Origin of the sequence: Streptomyces sp. NPDC001668, assembly GCF_042893155.1 — a bacterium.
GTDB lineage: Bacteria > Actinomycetota > Actinomycetes > Streptomycetales > Streptomycetaceae > Streptomyces.
This window is the reverse complement of sequence record NZ_JBIAUQ010000009.1, coordinates 312,052-328,793: the sequence shown is the minus strand read 5'-3', so window position 1 is coordinate 328,793 and position 16,742 is coordinate 312,052. Positions and strand designations below refer to the sequence as shown.

The 16,742-nt window shown below is 71.9% G+C and carries 16 protein-coding genes; 7 read left to right on the top strand and 9 right to left on the bottom strand.

Going from position 1 to position 16,742, the window contains the following annotated elements; all coding sequences use genetic code 11:
* Positions 1-132: 132 nt before the first annotated feature.
* On the bottom strand, positions 133-1,368 hold the full coding sequence (locus ACFYZ8_RS27605; RefSeq protein ID WP_388533492.1) for an MFS transporter: 1,236 nt from the start codon (positions 1,366-1,368) through the stop codon (positions 133-135).
* 796 nt (positions 1,369-2,164) lie between these two features.
* On the opposite strand from ACFYZ8_RS27605, the gene ACFYZ8_RS27600 reads away from it, so the two are divergent.
* The 3 genes from ACFYZ8_RS27600 to ACFYZ8_RS27590 are packed head-to-tail and all read left to right on the top strand — an operon-like array spanning position 2,165 to position 4,791.
* Positions 2,165-3,169: a C-terminal binding protein gene (locus ACFYZ8_RS27600; RefSeq protein WP_388533495.1), complete on the top strand. Its 1,005-nt coding sequence runs from the start codon at positions 2,165-2,167 to the stop codon at positions 3,167-3,169.
* Complete coding sequence (locus ACFYZ8_RS27595) at positions 3,166-4,218, top strand: phosphotransferase family protein (RefSeq protein WP_388533498.1); 1,053 nt, start codon at positions 3,166-3,168, stop codon at positions 4,216-4,218. The genes ACFYZ8_RS27600 and ACFYZ8_RS27595 overlap by 4 nt, the downstream gene beginning before the upstream one ends.
* A 42-nt stretch (positions 4,219-4,260) precedes the next feature.
* Positions 4,261-4,791, top strand: a complete 531-nt coding sequence (locus ACFYZ8_RS27590; protein WP_388533501.1) for a cupin domain-containing protein — start codon at positions 4,261-4,263, stop codon at positions 4,789-4,791.
* Between the two features lie 180 nt (positions 4,792-4,971).
* On the opposite strand, the gene ACFYZ8_RS27585 is transcribed toward ACFYZ8_RS27590, so the two are convergent.
* On the bottom strand, positions 4,972-5,880 hold the full coding sequence (locus ACFYZ8_RS27585) for an NAD(P)-dependent oxidoreductase (protein WP_388533503.1): 909 nt from the start codon (positions 5,878-5,880) through the stop codon (positions 4,972-4,974).
* 83 nt (positions 5,881-5,963) lie between these two features.
* Here ACFYZ8_RS27585 and ACFYZ8_RS27580 point away from each other — a divergent pair, with 83 nt between their 5' ends.
* Positions 5,964-6,326, top strand: coding sequence for a winged helix-turn-helix transcriptional regulator (locus ACFYZ8_RS27580; protein ID WP_388533505.1), 363 nt, complete (start codon positions 5,964-5,966; stop codon positions 6,324-6,326).
* 7 nt (positions 6,327-6,333) lie between these two features.
* On the opposite strand, the gene ACFYZ8_RS27575 is transcribed toward ACFYZ8_RS27580, so the two are convergent.
* Genes ACFYZ8_RS27575 through ACFYZ8_RS27555 form a run of 5 tightly spaced genes read right to left on the bottom strand, consistent with a single transcriptional unit; the run spans position 6,334 to position 11,617 of the window.
* On the bottom strand, positions 6,334-7,194 hold the full coding sequence (locus ACFYZ8_RS27575) for a 3-hydroxybutyryl-CoA dehydrogenase (protein WP_359036332.1): 861 nt from the start codon (positions 7,192-7,194) through the stop codon (positions 6,334-6,336).
* 46 nt (positions 7,195-7,240) lie between these two features.
* Positions 7,241-8,206: a PDR/VanB family oxidoreductase gene (locus tag ACFYZ8_RS27570; RefSeq protein ID WP_388533508.1), complete on the bottom strand. Its 966-nt coding sequence runs from the start codon at positions 8,204-8,206 to the stop codon at positions 7,241-7,243.
* 19 nt (positions 8,207-8,225) lie between these two features.
* A complete protein-coding gene (locus ACFYZ8_RS27565) occupies positions 8,226-9,416 on the bottom strand; it encodes an acetyl-CoA C-acyltransferase (protein WP_388533510.1) in 1,191 nt (396 codons plus the stop codon).
* Between the two features lie 29 nt (positions 9,417-9,445).
* A complete protein-coding gene (locus ACFYZ8_RS27560) occupies positions 9,446-10,051 on the bottom strand; it encodes a histidine phosphatase family protein (RefSeq protein WP_388533512.1) in 606 nt (201 codons plus the stop codon).
* A gap of 27 nt (positions 10,052-10,078) precedes the next feature.
* Positions 10,079-11,617, bottom strand: a complete 1,539-nt coding sequence (locus ACFYZ8_RS27555) for an AMP-binding protein (RefSeq protein ID WP_388533514.1) — start codon at positions 11,615-11,617, stop codon at positions 10,079-10,081.
* A gap of 197 nt (positions 11,618-11,814) precedes the next feature.
* Between ACFYZ8_RS27555 and ACFYZ8_RS27550 the strand changes: the two genes are divergently transcribed.
* The 3 genes from ACFYZ8_RS27550 to ACFYZ8_RS27540 are packed head-to-tail and all read left to right on the top strand — an operon-like array spanning position 11,815 to position 14,628.
* Complete coding sequence (locus ACFYZ8_RS27550; protein WP_388533517.1) at positions 11,815-13,050, top strand: acyl-CoA dehydrogenase family protein; 1,236 nt, start codon at positions 11,815-11,817, stop codon at positions 13,048-13,050.
* Positions 13,051-13,089: 39 nt separating this feature from the next.
* Positions 13,090-13,854, top strand: a complete 765-nt coding sequence (locus ACFYZ8_RS27545) for an SDR family NAD(P)-dependent oxidoreductase (protein WP_388533520.1) — start codon at positions 13,090-13,092, stop codon at positions 13,852-13,854.
* Positions 13,855-13,857: 3 nt separating this feature from the next.
* Positions 13,858-14,628: a ThuA domain-containing protein gene (locus ACFYZ8_RS27540; protein ID WP_388533523.1), complete on the top strand. Its 771-nt coding sequence runs from the start codon at positions 13,858-13,860 to the stop codon at positions 14,626-14,628.
* Between the two features lie 40 nt (positions 14,629-14,668).
* On the opposite strand, the gene ACFYZ8_RS27535 is transcribed toward ACFYZ8_RS27540, so the two are convergent.
* Together ACFYZ8_RS27535 and ACFYZ8_RS27530 are read right to left on the bottom strand one after the other, a co-directional pair.
* Complete coding sequence (locus ACFYZ8_RS27535) at positions 14,669-15,712, bottom strand: NAD(P)-dependent alcohol dehydrogenase (RefSeq protein WP_388533799.1); 1,044 nt, start codon at positions 15,710-15,712, stop codon at positions 14,669-14,671.
* Positions 15,672-16,742, bottom strand: a complete 1,071-nt coding sequence (locus tag ACFYZ8_RS27530; protein WP_388533526.1) for an ABC transporter permease — start codon at positions 16,740-16,742, stop codon at positions 15,672-15,674. The genes ACFYZ8_RS27535 and ACFYZ8_RS27530 overlap by 41 nt, the downstream gene beginning before the upstream one ends.

Here is a 16,742-nt window from a genome sequence, read left to right as displayed (position 1 = left end):
GCCGCCTCTCGGGGTTGGGGTTCCCGCCCCCGGGGGGTTATCGGGCTTCGTGGCTCCACCACCCGGCGGTGGGGGGGGGGGGGGGCCCCCGCCCCCCCCCCCCCCCCCCCCCCCCCACGTTCACGCGCCCCGTCAGCGGGCCGCGTTGTTGAATTGCCCCGGACGGACGAAGGTCAGGGCGACCACTCCGGCCAGTGGCAGGAGTGTGACCTGGAGGAGCCCGGCCCGGTCCCAGCCGAAGGAGTTCACCAGGGCGGCGAAGAGCAGGCCCGAGAAGGCCGCCGGGCCGTAGTAACTGGTGACGAAGAGACCGGAAGCGCGTCCGATCTGCGACGGGCGGACGGCCCGCTGCATCACGCTGTTGCTGTTGGGATAGATGAAGCCCAGGCCGAAGGCGCCCATGAGGAAGGCGAACACGCACTGCACGCCGACCCCCGCCTGGGTCTCGTAGATGCACACGCTGATGGCGGAGACGGCCAGCAGGCTCAGGATCAGCAGGTTGCGCTGGTTGACGCGGTCGCCGAGCCAGCCGCCGAAGACGGCCGTCATGCCGCCGAAACCGAGGAAGCTCATGGCCAGCGCGGCCTGCCCGGCCGAGTAGTGCAGCGAGGTGATGAGGTACGTCGGGTAGAGGCCGAGGAAGCCGTAGATGGCCACGCCGCTGACGACCGAGTGGACGGCCAGCGCGACGGTGTTGCGGTTGTAGGCGGAGGCCGGCATGTGGTCGCAGGTGCTGGTCGAGACGGTTTTCTCGACGGAGTGCTCGGTCAGGCCGGTCTTCAGCAGGAGCAGGGAGGCGGCGGCGATCAGCAGCCCGGCCGTCCCGAACAGGTAGAAGGGCGAGTGCCAGGTGCCGTGGGTGCTCGCGAGCTCGACACCGATGAGCGGGGCGATGAAGACGCCCACGGAGTAGCCCACCCCGATCACGCCGAACGCGAGACCGCGACGCTGCGCGAAGAAGGCACCCATCGCGGCGAAGATCGCGGCGGACTGCATGCCCTCACCGAAGCCCGATACCACCCGGTACAGGGTCATGTCGGCGAAGCCGGTCGCCAGCGGGGTGGCCATCGTGCCGAGGGAGTAGATCGCGATGCTCACCAGCAGCACGGTCTTGCGGCGGAAACGGTCCAGCAGGTAGCCCGCGGGCAGGCCGGCCAGAGCCATGCCGAGCGTGAAGTTCGTCGCCAGCAGCCCGCCCTGCTCCAGGGAGAACCCGTACTCGGTACGGATGTCGGGCAGCAACGGCGGAAAGACCTGGCGGTCCATCGCGTTGACCATGTAGGAGAGGACCACCAGCAGGAAGCCCACACCGATCATGGTCCGGGAGACGGGCGGCCGGCTGCCTTTCCGGGTTTCTTCGACGGGCACTGCACTGCTGTCGACTTGCGCTGCGTGAGTCATAGCGGCTCCTGATGAGGAATGGGCCACGGCAGGCCGCGGCGGATTCATCGCCGGGCGGAGATCGCACGGCGATGACGAGAAGCGGTGAGCTGAACACGGACTCGAGTCGGCGACGGCTGTATCGGCGCCGTCTGACGGAATGCGGGCGATCGGCCACCGCGCGGTCGGACACCGCATGCGGAATTCAGCCGTGAAGAGCCCGTCGGGGACGTCCGTGGCTATGGCGTCTTCGACGACCGGACCTTGTGCGGACACTTTTCGGCCGCACGGTCGGGGTTGGCAGAAACCATGAAGGGAAGTGCACGGCGCGTCAAGACGTCCGCGCGAATTTCCTGGGATGCCGCCGCTTTCCGGTGGTGAGGGTGTGCGACGACTTCGGTGCGGGACGCGGGGTGCGGCCCGTGCGGCGCGGCCCGTGCGGGACGGGATGGGTTGCCGTGGGCTGCGTTCTTGACGATTCGCAGACCCGCAGTGCTATCGTTAGCATCGCGTGGCTGTGACAAAGTGATTCGACATGCCCCGGCATCTCGCGACCCAGCTCCAGGGGCCCAGCGGTGGCGACTTCCGACCACGAGTCGGAGCGCGCCGCCGACATCCGCCCGAGCCCAGCGACACACTCCACCCGTATCCATGGCGGCCGCAGGCCATCGGACAAGCCGACGGCCGCCGTTCCGGGTGATGTCAAGACCCTGCCGACCGGACGCGACCGGGCGCCAAGCCGGCCGTCCGCGACGGCCGTACGATTCTGCGAGGACGATCTGCCATGACACCACCGAGCCGCCCCGAGACCGTGCTGCTCACCGACTACGCCTGGCCCGACGACTCCGTCGAGCGATCCGTCATCGAGGGCGCGGGCCACAGGCTGGTGTCCGGCCCTGCGGAACCCGCCTCCGCCGAGAGCGTCGAACAGCTGGTCGCCGAGCACCGGCCCGCCGGCATCCTCACCTGCTGGGCTCCCGTGTCCGCCACCGCCGTCGGCGCCACACCGGACCTGCGGATCGTGGCCAGACTCGGCGTCGGCCTCGACAACATCGCCGTGGAGACCGCCACCGAGCGGGGCGTGTGGGTCACCAACGTGCCGGACTACTGCGTCGAGGAGGTCTCCGACCATGCTGTCGGCATGGTGCTCGCCTGGACGCGGGGCCTGGCCGTGTTCGACCGGGAGGTCCGTACCGGGCGTTGGGACCCCGCCGGCGCCCGGCTGCGTCGGCTGTCCACGCTGACCTGCGGCGTCGTCGGATTCGGCCGGATCGGCCGCGCCACCGCCCGCAAGCTCGGCGCGTTCGGCTGCCGGATACTGGCCCACGACCCCCACCCGCCCAAGGACACCCCAGGCGTCGAGCTGGTGGGCCTTGAGGAGCTGCTGCGCCGGAGCGACGTGGTGATCCTCCACGTGCCGCTGACCCCCGGCACGCATCACCTCGTCGGCGCCGGCCAGTTGGCACTGATGAAGCCCGGCGGGCTGCTGGTCAACGTCAGCCGCGGCGGGCTGGTCGACACCGACGCCGTGATCAAGGCGCTGGACGGCGGGCAGCTGGACGGAGCCGCCTTCGACGTCCTGGAGAGCGAGCCCCACGTACCCGCAGCTCTGCTGGACCAGCCCGGCGCGCTGCTCACCCCCCACGTCGCGTTCTCCTCCGACGCCTCGGTCACGGAACTGCGCCGCCGCGCCGCGGAAGAGGTCGTACGCGTCCTGGCGGGCGAGGCCCCGGCGCATCCCTGCAACGACCCCGCCGTGCGGCCCACCGGATCGGCTGACCGGCGATGAACCCCACCCCGGCGCCGGAGAGTCCGGACCCCGCGCTGTCCGGCTTCCTGACCGCCCACAAGCTGGCTCGCCCCGGCGAAACCGCGCGCTGGACGCCGTTGGCCGGCGGCGTCTCCTCCGACCTGTGGCGGGTGGACCTGCCGGGGCGGTCCCTGTGCGTCAAGCGGGCCCTGGCCCGGCTGCGCGTCGCGGCCGAGTGGGAGGCACCGGTCTCGCGCAACGCCTACGAATGGGCGTGGATGCGCTTCGCCTCCCAGCACCGGCCGGACAGCGTGCCCGACCTCCTGGCGCACGATCCCGAGGCCGGTCTGTTCGCGATGGCGTACCTGCCCGCCGAGCGCCACCCCATGTGGAAGGCCCAACTCCTGGCCGGAGAGGTGGAGGTGACGACCGCGGCGGCCGTCGGAGAGGTGCTCGGCGCCCTGCACGCGGCGAGCGCGGGTGAAGCGGCCCTGGCCGCGGAGTTCGCCACGGACGACAACTTCCACGCCCTGCGCATCGAGCCGTACCTTCTGGCCACCGCGGCGGCGCACCCCGGCCTGGCCGGCACCCTCCGGAGCCTCGCCGACCGCACGGCCCGCACCCGCCTGGCCCTGGTGCACGGCGATGTCAGCCCCAAGAACATCCTCGTCGGCCCGTCGGGGCCCGTGCTGCTGGACGCCGAATGCGCCTGGTACGGCGACCCGGCCTTCGATCTGGCCTTCTGCGTCAACCACCTGCTCCTCAAGAGTCTCGTGGTGCCCGGCAGCCGCGCCGAACTCCTGCGGTCCGCCCGGGTGCTGGCCGAGGAGTACGTCCGGCAGGTCGACTGGGAACCCCGAGCCGCCCTGGAGGCGCGGGCCGCCTCACTGCTGCCCGCGCTGCTGCTCGCCCGCGTGGATGGCAAGTCCCCGGTGGAGTACCTCACGGACGACCGGCACCAGCTGTTCGTCCGCACGGCGGCGTCCGCCCTGCTGCGGGCGCCCGCCTCCACGGTGGGCGGTGTGCTGGACGCCTGGGCCAACGCCCTGGAGGCACCGACCGCGGCCGGCGGCGGCCGACACGTGTGACCGACTGTCCGGCGGCCCCGGCACAGCGAACGAGGAGAGATCATGCGCAGAGTCGTCACCGGTCATGACGAGAACGGCAGATCGGTCGTCGTCAGCGACGGCCCCGTCCCGCGCAGCCGGGAGTTCACCAGCCTGCCGGGCTGGATCTCCCGTCTGCCCTGGGCCACCGACCCCGGCGAACCGGTCAGCCCGACCGGAGAGGACCCCACACCCAAGGTCACCAGCCTGCTTCCGGCGCCCGGCGGTACCCGGTTCATCGTCCTGACCTTCCCGCCGGAGTCCGCGTTCACCGACCCTGACTTCGACCCGGTCGCCTTCGACGGGGAACAACGGGCCGACTCACCCGGCATCGCCGAACTCATCGAGCCCGACGGCATGCACACGACGCCGACCGTGGACTACGGCATCGTGCTCCAGGGCGAGATCGTCCTCGAACTCGACGACGGCGACTGCACCCCGCTCTCGGCAGGGGACATCGTGATCCAGAACGGCACCCGGCACGCCTGGCGCAACCGCAGCGGCCGACCGGCGACGATGGCGTTCGTCCTCATCGGGGCCGGGCGCGACGGCTGAGGGGGACGTCGTGTGCGGGGAAGGCGGGCGGAGGTGGCGCGGGCAGGATCGCGAACCTGCGTCCACCCGGAACCAGAGCCGGGCTCTCCGCCATTGGGGGCGACGGTATGGTCCTCACCTTGTCATCGCCACGTTCGGCTCCGCACTGCTCCCGCGCACGTGGCCGTCGCTCGTGCTCGGTCAGCGGGGTCCTCGGATGCTGTCGATGATGCGGGTCCAGTTGTCGCTGCCGTGCCCGTTCTCGATCGCGCGCCGGTAGTGGGCCTGCACGGCCAGCGGGAGCGCGAGGTCGAGGCCGAGTGAGGTGCTGGTCTCGACGATGTGGTCGGATGTCGCACCCATCATGGTGACGGTGCTGAGGTCGCCGGGATGCTGCCCGGCATCGAGCGCGGTGCCGGGATTCTCCTCGCCCGCCCGCAGCATGTCGCCGATCGAGTCGGTGGTGGAGAGCAGCTCCGGCAGCGCTTCCGACGCCTTCAGGCCTGCCGTGCCCAGCATCGCGGTCGCGTGCATCAGCGCCGACAAGGTGGTGAGGAACACGGTGAGTTGGGCCTGGTACATCATCTGGGCGAGGCCCGGGTCGCCGCCCAGGTACTTCGGCGTTCCGAGCGGTGCCAACGCGGCCCGGTGGTTCTCCATCACCTGCTCGCGTCCGCTGTAGTAGACGTAGGCCGCCTCCGTACCGACCATCGGCGCGGGAACCATCACACCTCCGGTGAGGAAGTCGGCGCCGTGGTCCGCTGCCCACGCTGCCGCCTCACGTGTGCGGTCGGGGGTGTCGGAGCTCAGGTTGACCAGTGTGCGGCCGGCGAGGGACGCGGTGGCGCTGCCGAGGATGCCGTACATCGCCTGGTAGTCGGTGAGACTGAGGATCACGAGGTCACTCGCTTCGACCGCCTCGCCGGGGGGCGAAGCGAGCATCGCTCCGCCGGTGACGACGCCTTCGGCGCGCCCGGGGGTGCGGTTCCAGACGGTGACCGGGTGGCCGGCGGTGAGGAGGGTGCGGGTCATCGCCCGGCCCATCGGACCGAGCCCGATCACGGTGACAGCGCTGTCTCGTCCGGTGGTGGAGTTCTGTTGTTCGTTCACCCCTCCATCCTTGGAGAGCGCCGCTACCGTCGGAAGTACCCACTATTTTCTGCGGTACTTACCTATTAGTAAGGGGACAAGCGATGGCCAGGGCGCCGAGGTGCGGGCCTTACATCTGTGGCATCGACGCCGCACTCGACGTGGTGAGCGGTAAGTGGAAGGGATTGATCCTCTGGGAACTCGAAGCCCATGGCGTACGCCGCTTCGCTCAGCTCCGGCGTGGCCTACCGGGGGTGAGCGAGAAGATGCTGACGCAGCACCTGCGGGAGATGGAGGAGGACGGCCTCGTGCACCGGGAGGTGTACGCCGAGGTGCCGCCCCGCGTGGAGTACTCCCTCACCGAGCACGGGCACACGCTCAACAAGGCGCTCGAGCCGCTCGGTGTCTGGGGCGTCGAGCGGATACGCCGCGAAGGCTCCGAAGCGGCCGAGGTCTCGCAGACCTGATGGAACGTCAGGACTCGTAGGTGTGGAACCCGCGGCCGCTCTTCCGGCCGAGGTGACCCGCGGCGACCATCCGGCGCAGCAGCGCGGGAGGTGCGTACAGCGGCTCCTTGTACTCCTCGTACATCGACTCGGCCACGGCCTGGGCGGTGTCGAGGCCGATGAGGTCGAGCAGGCGCAGCGGGCCCATGGGGTGGGCGCACCCGAGTTCCATGCCACGGTCGATGTCGTCCGGTCGTGCTGAGCCCGACTCCACCATCCGTACCGCGCTGAGGAGATACGGCACGAGGAGGGCGTTGACGACGAAACCGGAGCGGTCGGGCGCCTGGATGGCCCGTTTGCCCAACTGCTCGGCGAAGTCGCGGGTGCGCCGCAGTGTGTCGGCGCCGGTGACGAGCGCGGGGACGACCTCGACCAGCTGCTGCACGGGGACGGGGTTGAAGAAGTGCAGTCCGATGACCCGTTCGGGCCGCTCGGTGACGACGGCGAGATCGACGACGGGGATCGAGGAGGTGTTGGTGGCCAGGACCGCCGCCGGGTCCTCGACCGCCTTGTCCAGGAGGCGCAGGACGCCGGTCTTGATGTCGCGGTTCTCGGCGACGGCCTCGATGACGAACTGACGGTCGGCCATGTCGCCGAGGTCGGTGGTGAAGGACAGCGCGGCGAGGGCCTGGTCGCGCTGCTCCGCGCTGAGTTTGCCGTGCCGTACACCCCGGTCGAGGGAGGCGGTGATACGGAGACGGCCTGCCTCGGCCGCCTCCGGTGTGGATTCGGCGACACGGACGTCGATGCCGCGGCGGGCGGCGACCTCGGCGATGCCGGAGCCCATGAGGCCGCAGCCGACGACGCCGAGACGGGTGACGGGATCCATCAGGGGTCCGTCCTTTCCGATGAGGGTGAGCGTGAGGTGAGCGGCGTCAGAGATCGAGGACGAGGCGCGGTCCGCGCGAGCGGGAGACACAGATGAACATGGTGTCGCCGGCGGCCCGTTCGTCCTCGGTCAGCAGCGAGTCCCGGTGGTCGGGTGTGCCGTCCAGTACGTCGGTCTCGCAGGTGCCGCACGTGCCTTCCCGGCAGGAGAAGTCGACGTCGACGCCGGCCTCCTCCAGGGTCTCCAGCACCGAACGGTCCGGCGGCACGGTGAGGGTGAGTCCGGATCGGGCGAGCTCCAGCTCAAAGGCCGTGGCCGCCGCGCCGGGTTCGGCCGTCGTGACCGGGGCGAACCGCTCGACGCCCAGCGTGCCGGACGGCCAGCCCGCGCACTGCTCCTGCACCGCCCGCAGCAGGGGTTCGGGTCCGCAGGCGTGCACCAGGGTCCCCGCCTTGGGCACGCCGAGGTGGGCGGCGAGGTCCAGGAGGCCGTACTCGTCCTGCGGACGGATCAGGACCCGGTCGCCGTACGGGGCGAGGCGGTCCAGGAACGCCATGGAGGTCCGGGTGCGGCCGCCGTACAGCAGACTCCAGTCCGCCCCCGCGGCCTCGGCCGCCTCGACCATGGGAAGGATGGGCGTGATCCCGACGCCGCCGGCGATGAACAGGTGGCGGGCGGCGGGCCGTAGCGGGAAGTTGTTCCGGGGTCCGCGGACCCGCACGGTGGCGCCTTCGCGCAGGTGGTCGTGGACGTGCGCCGAGCCGCCGCGGCTCTGTGGCTCGCGCAGTACGGCGATCTGCCAGGACTCGTGCTCGGCCGGGTCTCCGCACAGGGAGTACTGGCGGACCAGGTCGCCTTCCTCGGCGTCCAGGAGTACGTCGATGTGGGCGCCCGGCGTCCAGGCGGGGAGCGTTCCGCCGTCGGGGCGGCGCAGGGTGAGGGAGACCACGTCGTCGGCGGCGAGGGTGCGGGCGGCCACGGTGAGGGCGGTCGGGGGGAGTTGGTCGTTCATGGTGATTCCGCTCCGGGGTTCAGGCCTGCGTCGGTACGTGCAGCAACAGCGCGTCACCCTGGCCGCCGCCCCCGCACAGGGCCGCCGCTCCGCTGCCGCCGCCGCGCCGCCGCAGTTCCGTCGCGAGGGCCAGCACCAGCCGGGCTCCGGTCATGCCGACCGGGTGTCCGAGGGCGATCGCCCCGCCGTTGACGTTCACCCTGTCCACGGGGATGTCCAGTTCGCGTACGGAGGCCAGGGCCACTCCGGCGAACGCCTCGTTGATCTCGAACAGGTCCAGGTCGGCGGCCTTCAGCCGTCCGTCGCGGTCCAGGGCGTCGCGGACCGCTCCGGCCGGCTGGACGAGCAGCGAGGGGTCGGGGCCCGCGACCGTGCCGTAGGCGCCGATCTCGGCCAGTGGTGTCAGCCCCTCGCGTCGGGCGCGCTCCGCGCTCATGACGACCACGGCAGCCGCGCCGTCGGAGAGCTGCGAGGAGTTGCCGGCGGTGATGGTGCCCGTGTCGGAGAAGGCCGGCCGCAGGCGCCCGAGGGTCTCGGCGGTGCTGTCCGGCCGTACGCCCTCGTCGGTGTCCACCACCGTCTCGCCCCGGCGTCCGGTCACCGTGACGGGGGCGATCTCCTCGGACAGCGCGCCCGACTGCTGGGCGTGGGCGGCCCGTTGGTGGGAGAGCGCGCTGTACTCGTCCTGTTCCTGGCGGGTCAGGGTGTACGACTGCTGGTAGCGCTCGGTGGCCGTGCCCATGGAGACGCCGTCGAAGGCGCACACGAGGGCGTCGCGGTCCAGGGCGTCCTCCAGCGAGGCGGCGCCGTACTTCCAGCCGGTGCGTGATCCGCGCAGCAGGTGCGGGGCGCCGGACATGGATTCCATACCGCCCGCGACGACGACCTCGTGCCGGCCTGAGGAGATCATGAGGTCGGCCAGGGCGATGGCGTGCAGACCGGACAGGCACAGCTTGTTGACGGTGCTCGCCGGGACGGAGAAGGGGATGCCCGCGCGGACCGCGGCCTGCCGGGCCGGGTTGGGACCGGCACCGGCCTGCACCACATGGCCCATGACGACGGACTGCACGGCCCGCGGGTCGAGGTGGACGGCGGACAGTGCCGCGCGGATGGCGTGGGCGCCGAGGTCGACTGCGGACAGGCTGCTCAGCGCGCCCATCAGCTTGCCGATGGGTGTCCTTGCTCCGGCGACGATGACGGATCCGGGCATGGCCGGGACCTCCTGGGGTGGTTACGGGGTCAGGCGACCGGGTCGACGGCGCGTTCGGCGATCATGTGGGCCGTCTCGTTCACCGAGTGCAGGACGACCCGGCCGCCGGGCATGCGCCGCACCCTGCTGACGGAGGTGTAGCCGGGGTGGAACCAGAACATCGTCGGCAGGCGGAGCACGGTCGCCAGGTAGGTGTTGGTGATGCCGCCGTGGCAGACGGCCGCGACCCGCCCGCCGGGGTGGGTGTCGAGGATGGTGTCCATGGCGCGCACCGCCCGCGCGCGGAAGGCGTCCCAGTCGAGGTCGGGCACGAAGTCCTCGAAGCGTCCCTCGGCGAGCGCCGCCGCCCGGGGGTCGCCCGTGCCGATCTGCTCGGGCGGGGTGTAGGGCTGGGTGACGTCCGTGTCCCATTCGCGCAGGTCGTCGAGGACGGTCGCGGTCATGCCGGTGAGCCGTTCCAGGGGTGCCACGGTCTCGCGGGCCCGTCGGAACGGGCTGACGTACAGGGCGTCCAGGTCCTCATGGCCGAGCCACGCGGCGAGGCGTTCGGCCTGGGCGGTGCCCTCCGGCGACAGCCCCGGGTCGAACACGCCCGCCAGAGGGAGGCCGTGCCGGACGAGGAGGAGTTCAGTCATGGATGATCCTTCAGTACAGGGGGTGGCTCAGCCGGCGATGGTCCGTTCCGAGCTCCAGTAGGGGCGGCGCATCGCGCGCTTGTCGAGCTTGCCCATCGCGTTGCGCAGCAGCTCGGGCACGATCTCGTAGGACTTCGGGCACTTGTAGGCGGCCAGGTGCTCCCGGCAGAACCGGTCCAGTGCGTCGGTCGGCGGCTCGTCCCCGGCGACCACGACCAGCGCCCGCAGCGACTCGCCGAAGTCCGGGTTGGGCACGCCGATCACCGCGACTTCGAGGACCGACGGGTGCCGGCGCAGGACCGCCTCGCTCTCGGCCGGGTACAGGTTCACCCCGCCGGAGACCACGACGTCCGCGGCCCGGTCGGTGATGAAGATGTAACCGTCGGCGTCGACGTAGCCGATGTCGCCGAGGGTGAAGACGCCGGGGGAGAGGTAGGCGGACCGGGTCTTGTCCGGGTCGGCGTGGTAGCGCACGCCCTGGTCCTCGGGTGCCCGGAAGGCCAGCAGCCCGCGTTCGCCGGGTGGCAGGTGGCGACCGTCGTCGTCGGTGACCAGCACCTCGAACGGCGGCCGGACCCGCCCGACCGAGCCCGGGTGGGCCAGCCACTCGTCACTGCTGATGCGGGCCACGGTTCCCGCTTCGCTGGCGCCGTACGACTCGGTCAGCACCGGACCGAACCAGGCGATCATGGCGCGCTTGACGTCCGGCGGGCACGCGGAGCCGGTGTGGGAGACCTGGCGCAGGCTGGAGACGTCGTACCGGGCGCGGACGTCCTCCGGGAGGGCGAGCAGCCGCTGGAAGTGGGTGGGCACCATGACCGTCGAGGAGACCCGCCACCTCTGGACCCGGCTGAGGAACGACTCCGCGTCGTATCTGCCGAGGACGACCACCGGCTGACCGGCCGCCAGGTGCCGCAGCGAGGTCAGCGGCGCGTTGTGCTGCAAAGGGCCGCACACCAGGTGGGGTCCCGGCGGGAAGCCGGGCCGGGCGGACATCGCGGCGAGGTAGGCGGTGCTGTCGGCGACCGGGCCGCTGACCCAGCGCACCTCGGTGCCGCGGGCCCGTCCGGTGGTCCCCGACGTGTAGACGAGCGGGGGCCGGGCGGGCCGGTCCGTGGGGAGGGTGCGGTCGTCGGGCGCGGCGGCCAGCCACAGGTCCCAGTCGAAGGCGTGCCCGGCCGCCGGGGTGCCGTGGACCACGATCGGCAGTCCCAGTTCCCTGGCCGCGTCGAGGGCGGCACCCGCGCCGGCCGGTCCGGCGACGATCCCGGTCACCCCCGCGTCGATGATCTGGTCGACGAGCTCGCCCGAGGTGAGGTTCCGGGACGTGGCCACGGTCCCCACCCCGGCCCGCAGGCCCGCCAGATGGGTCACCAGCGTCGGGATCGCGTTGTCTCCGAGGACGGCGATCCGGTCGTCGGGGCCGGGCGCGAACTCCAGCAGCCTGGTCGCCGCCCGGGCCACCTGGTCGGCGAGGGCCGCCCAGGAGAGCACGCCCAAGTCGTCCGCCAGGGCGGGCTCGTCGGGTGTCTCCTGGGCGCGGCGGTCGAGTGGCAGCAGCGACATGGCTCCTCCGGCGGCTCCTCGGTTCTCTCCCGATGCCGACGGGAGAGAGGGATGCGGAGACTGTAGCGTTTATCAAGAAAGTACGGAACACTCTGACCCCAGACGAAGCAGTTCCCGCACGTTTCAGCCGTGAAGGAGACCTGCGTCTCTCGTACCGTTACTCAATCTGTCGTCTGGTAAGTATGTGAGGAGGAGCCATGTCCCAGCCCGATCCGGACGCATGGCGCCGGCAGGTCCGGCAGTGGCTGGCCACCGTGCTGGAACCGGCGCGGCCGCCGGAGTCCGCCGCGGAGGCCGACCTCGCCGTGTTCCACAACCTCCCGCAGGACGAGGAACGCCTGCTGCTGGAGCGCTGCCGCGCCTACCAGCGGGCCCGCTTCGACGCCGGCTACCAGGCGCTGACGCTTCCCGCCGACAAGGGCGGCGCGGGTCTGACCGCCGCGCATGTGGCGGTCTTCGCCGAGGAGGAGGCCGCCTTCGAGGTGCCGCCGTCCACCGAGCTGATCAGCGTCACCGTGCGCCTGGTCGCGATGGCCGTCTCCCTGTTCGGGACGGACGAGCAACGCCGCGACCACGCACGCGCGTTCCTGCGCACCGACCGGCTCGCCTGCCAGCTCTTCAGCGAACCCGGCGCCGGATCCGACCTCGCGGCCCTGCGCACCCGCGCCCGTCAGGACGGCGAGCACTGGGTGATCGACGGGCAGAAGGTGTGGACCTCGGGCGCCCAGTTCGCCGACTACGGACTGCTGCTCGCCCGCACCGACCCGGACGTCGTCAAACAGGCCGGCATCACCGCCTTCCTGGTCCCGATGGACGCCCCCGGCGTGGAGGTGCGCCCCATCCGCCAGATGAGCGGCGGCGCCTCCTTCAACGAGGTCTTCCTCAGCGGCGTACGCGTCCCCGACGGGCTGCGCATCGGGCGGCCGGGCCAGGGCTGGGAGGTCGCCACCACCACCCTCGCCTTCGAGCGGACCGCCTCCGGCAGCGGCAACCGCCGCAAGGGCGGCACCTTCCCGGACGTCCTCGCCCTCGCCCGCTCCCTCGGCCGGACCGGTGACCCCCTGGTCCGCCAGCTCCTCGCCGACCTGTACGTCCGCGCCGCCCTGCGCACGGCCACCGTCGACCGCGTCGCCCGGACGAGCGCCGCCGGCGGCCGGCCGGGTCCGGAGGCCTCGCTGACCAAACTCATGGCCTCCGAGCTGCTCACCCGCACCGGCCAGGTGGCCGCCGAGCTGATGGGGGCGCGGATCAGCGCCGACACCGGGGAGCCGGGCACCTTCGCGTGGACCCAGCATCTGCTCGGCGCCCCCGGCTACCGGCTGGCCGGTGGCACCGACCAGATCCAGCGCAACCTGATCGGCGAACACGTCCTGAAGCTGCCGCCGGAGCCACGGACGGACCGGGCGCCGTTCTCACAGCTTCCCGGCAACTAGCAGGTTTCCACGGGGCTTTCTCACAAAGGAGTGACATCGATGGATCTGGGACTGACAGGCGCGAAGGCACTGGTGACCGGTGCGAGCCGGGGCATCGGCCGGGCGATCGCCGAGACCCTGGCCGCCGAGGGCTGCGCGCTGGCCCTGTGCGCCCGGGGCGAGGAAGGGCTGGCCAAGGCGGCCGCCGAACTGCGGGCCGAAGGCGCCACCGTGTTCGCGGAACCGGTCGACGTCACCGACCCGGCCGCCCTCGCGGGCTTCGTCGAGCGGGCGGCCGGTGAACTCGGCGGCCTCGACCTGCTGGTGTCCAACGTGTCGGCGGGCAACGTCAAGGGCCCCGAGTCCTGGGAGGCCAGCCTGCGCGGCGACCTGATCCCCTTCGCGGGCCTTGTCGAGGCGGCCCTGCCCCACCTGGAGGCCTCCGACCGGGCCGCCGTCGTCGCCATCGGCACCACCAACGCCTCCGACACCGCGCGCCCCGCCGGAGCGAACTCGTACTCCGCGCTCAAGGCGGCCGTCGTCCAGCACGCCTCCGCGCTCGCCCACTCCCTCGCCCCCAAGGGCATCCGCGTCAACACCGTCTCGCCCGGCCCGATCGACTTCCCCGGCGGCGCCTGGGAGACCATCCGCACGAGCCGGCCGGAGGTGTACGAGGAGGTCCTCGGCAAGCTGCCGATCGGCCGCTACGGCACCGCCGAGGACGTGGCCTCGGCGGTGGCGTTCCTGCTGGGGCGCACCGGCTCGTTCTGCGTCGGGGTCAACCTCGTGGTGGACGGCGGGCTGCTGACCCGCGTCCAGTACTGAGCCGTGGCGGGCCCGGCCGGCCGCCTGGACGCCGTACTGGTCTGCGGCGGCCGCTGGCACGACTTCGACCACGCGCGACTCGGGCTGCTGGGGATGCTGGGTGACCATCCCCGGGTCCGTACCAGGGTCTACGAGGACTACGACTGTCTCCCCGCTCTGGATCAGGCGGATCTGCTGGTCACCTACACCTGCGACGTCCGGCCCCGTCCGGCGCAGCGGGCCGCGCTGACCAGGTTCGTCGAGCGGGGCGGGCGCTGGCTGGCCCTGCACGGCACCAACGCGGTGATCGAGCCGTCGAAGGGTGACGGACCTCGGGAGTTCACCACCCCCCGGCTCCTCGGGGACCTGGCGAAGGTGCTCGGCAGCCAGTTCCTGGCCCACCCGCCGATCGAGCCGTACAAGGTGCGGGTGACCCGGCCCGACCATCCGCTGGTCGCCGGGATCGATCCGTTCACGGTCACCGACGAGCTGTACGTGTGCGAGCTGCACGGCGAGCTGGAAGTGCTGCTCCATGCCGAGTACACGGGGCCGTGCCGCGGTTTCGCCGAGGGCGACACCGCCGCCCGTGACAGCGCGCCGCGGCCGGTGCTGTACCTCAAGCGCCACGGTGCGGGCGAGGTCTGCTACTTCACCCTCGGCCACTGCAGGGGCCGTTACGACGTGCAGGACCTCGGCGTCGACGACACCGGGCGCGTGGACGTGGGGCCGTGGCGGACGCCGGAGTTCCTGACGGTGCTCAGGCGGTGTGTACGGCGGATGGTGGACACGGCGTAGAGGGCCGGCGCCATCGGGCGCCGGCCCCCTCGCTGCCGTTTCAGCCGTGCGGCAGCACCACCGCACGCCCGTTGATGTCCCCGGCGTGCAGGCGCTCGTACGCCTCGGGTGCCTGCTCCAGCGTGAACGTCTCGACATGGGCGGACACCAGCCCCTGCCGCGCGAGTTCGAGGACCTCCATCAGCTCGGTCCGGCTGCCCCAGTAGGGGAAGGCGGCCGACACCTCGAACGGCAGCCCGCCGCCGAAGCCGACGGCCAGCGTGCCCCCGCCGAGGCCGACGACGGTGACATCGCCCTCCACCGCCACCGACGCGGCCGCGACCGCCACGGTCGCCTCGGCCCCGACGAAGTCCAGGACCACCTCCGCGCCCGCACCGCCGGTGAGCTCCCGGATCCGTGCGGCCGCCTCTCCGTCGGAGAGCAGGGTCTCGTGGGCGCCGACCTTGCCCGCCAGCTGCAGCTTGTCCTCGCTCATGTCGAGGGCGACGACCCGGGCGGGGGTGAGCGCGCGCAGCAGCTGCACGGCGAGATGACCCAGTCCGCCGACGCCGATCACCACCGCCGTGCTGCCGGGCCGCAGCTTCGGCAGTGACCTGCGGATCGCGTGGTACGGGGTCAGCCCGGCGTCGGTGAGGGGCGCCCCCTGCACCGGGTCGACGTCGTGCAACGGGACCAGGTGGCGCGGCGAGTCCACCAGCATGTACTCCGCGAGGGCGCCGGGCCGTCCGAGTCCTGGCGGCAGGATGCCGAGACCCGCGGCGTGCGGACAGCAGTTCTCCTTGCCCTCCGCGCACTGGTGGCAGCGTCCGCAGCCCCACGGGCCGTACACCGCCACCGCCTCGCCCTCCGTCACGGCGGTGACGCCGGCGCCCACCGCCGCCACCGTCCCGACGCCCTCGTGGCCCAGGGTCATCGGAAGGGCGTAGGGGAACACCTCCTCGGGCCAGCCCATCACCGCCAGATCCGAGTGGCACAGGCCCGCCGCCGTCACCTTCAACAGCACCTGGCCCGGGCCGGGTTCGGGCACCGGCACCTCCACGACCTCAGGTGCGTGCCCCACCCGCAGGTACTGAACGGCTTTCATCATCGCTTCTCCTTGTGGGGTGTTCGGGGTCGGGCGGCGTCGCGGTCCGGCGGCGCAGCACGGTGGGCAGGGCGATCCGGCCGCCCGTGAGGACCAGCGCCACGATGAGGACGGAGCCGGTGAACAGGCTCGCGGCCCACTGCGCGCTGGTGGCGAGCCCGAGCCCGGTGATGCCGGTGCCGAGCAGCAGCACCGCGAGGACCGTGCCCCAGGCGTTGAAGCGTCCCGCGCGCAGCTGGGTCGCCCCGACGAACGCGGCGGCGTACGCCGACAGCAGGTAGGGGGTGCCCGCGGTCGGTGACCCGGAGCCGACCGACGACGCGAAGACGACACCGGCGAAACCGGAGAGCAGGGCGGAGGCCACCAGGGTCACCGCGCGCAGCCGGTCGGTGCGCACCCCCTGAAGCCGGGCCGCGTCGGCGTTGAACCCGGTCGCGTACAACCGGCGCCCGGTGGCGGTGTGTTCCAGCACGAACCAGATGGCGAGAGCGGCGAGCAGCAGATACAGCACCGGCAGGGTGATGCCGCCCGCGTCCAGCTGGGCGAGGCTCGCGAACGGCTTGGCGAGCAGCTGCACCCCCGTGATCGAGCTGTCGTTGGTGACCATGGTGATCACGGACTGGATCAGCGCGCCGGTGGCGAGCGTGGCGATGAACGAGTCCACGCGCAGGACCACGACCACCAGGGCGTTGACCACCCCGACCAGCAGGGCCGCTCCCATCGCCAGGGCGATGGCGGCGAAGGGACCGAGGCCCGTGGAGACCAGGAAATGTGCGGTCAGCACACTGGTCAGGGACATGGTGTAGGCGACCGACAGGTCGAAGACCCGGGCGGCCAGCGGCGGTACGACACTGAGCGCCACCAGTCCGGCCACCGCGTTGCCGTTGAGCACCTGCTTGACCGTGATGAGGGTCGGGAACGTGTCCGGCGCCCACACGGAGAAGAGCACGGCGATCGCCAGCCACACGTACACGGCGCCGATGTTGCGGAACGACAGGGTGGCTGCCACCCGGGTCGGGACGGATGTCAT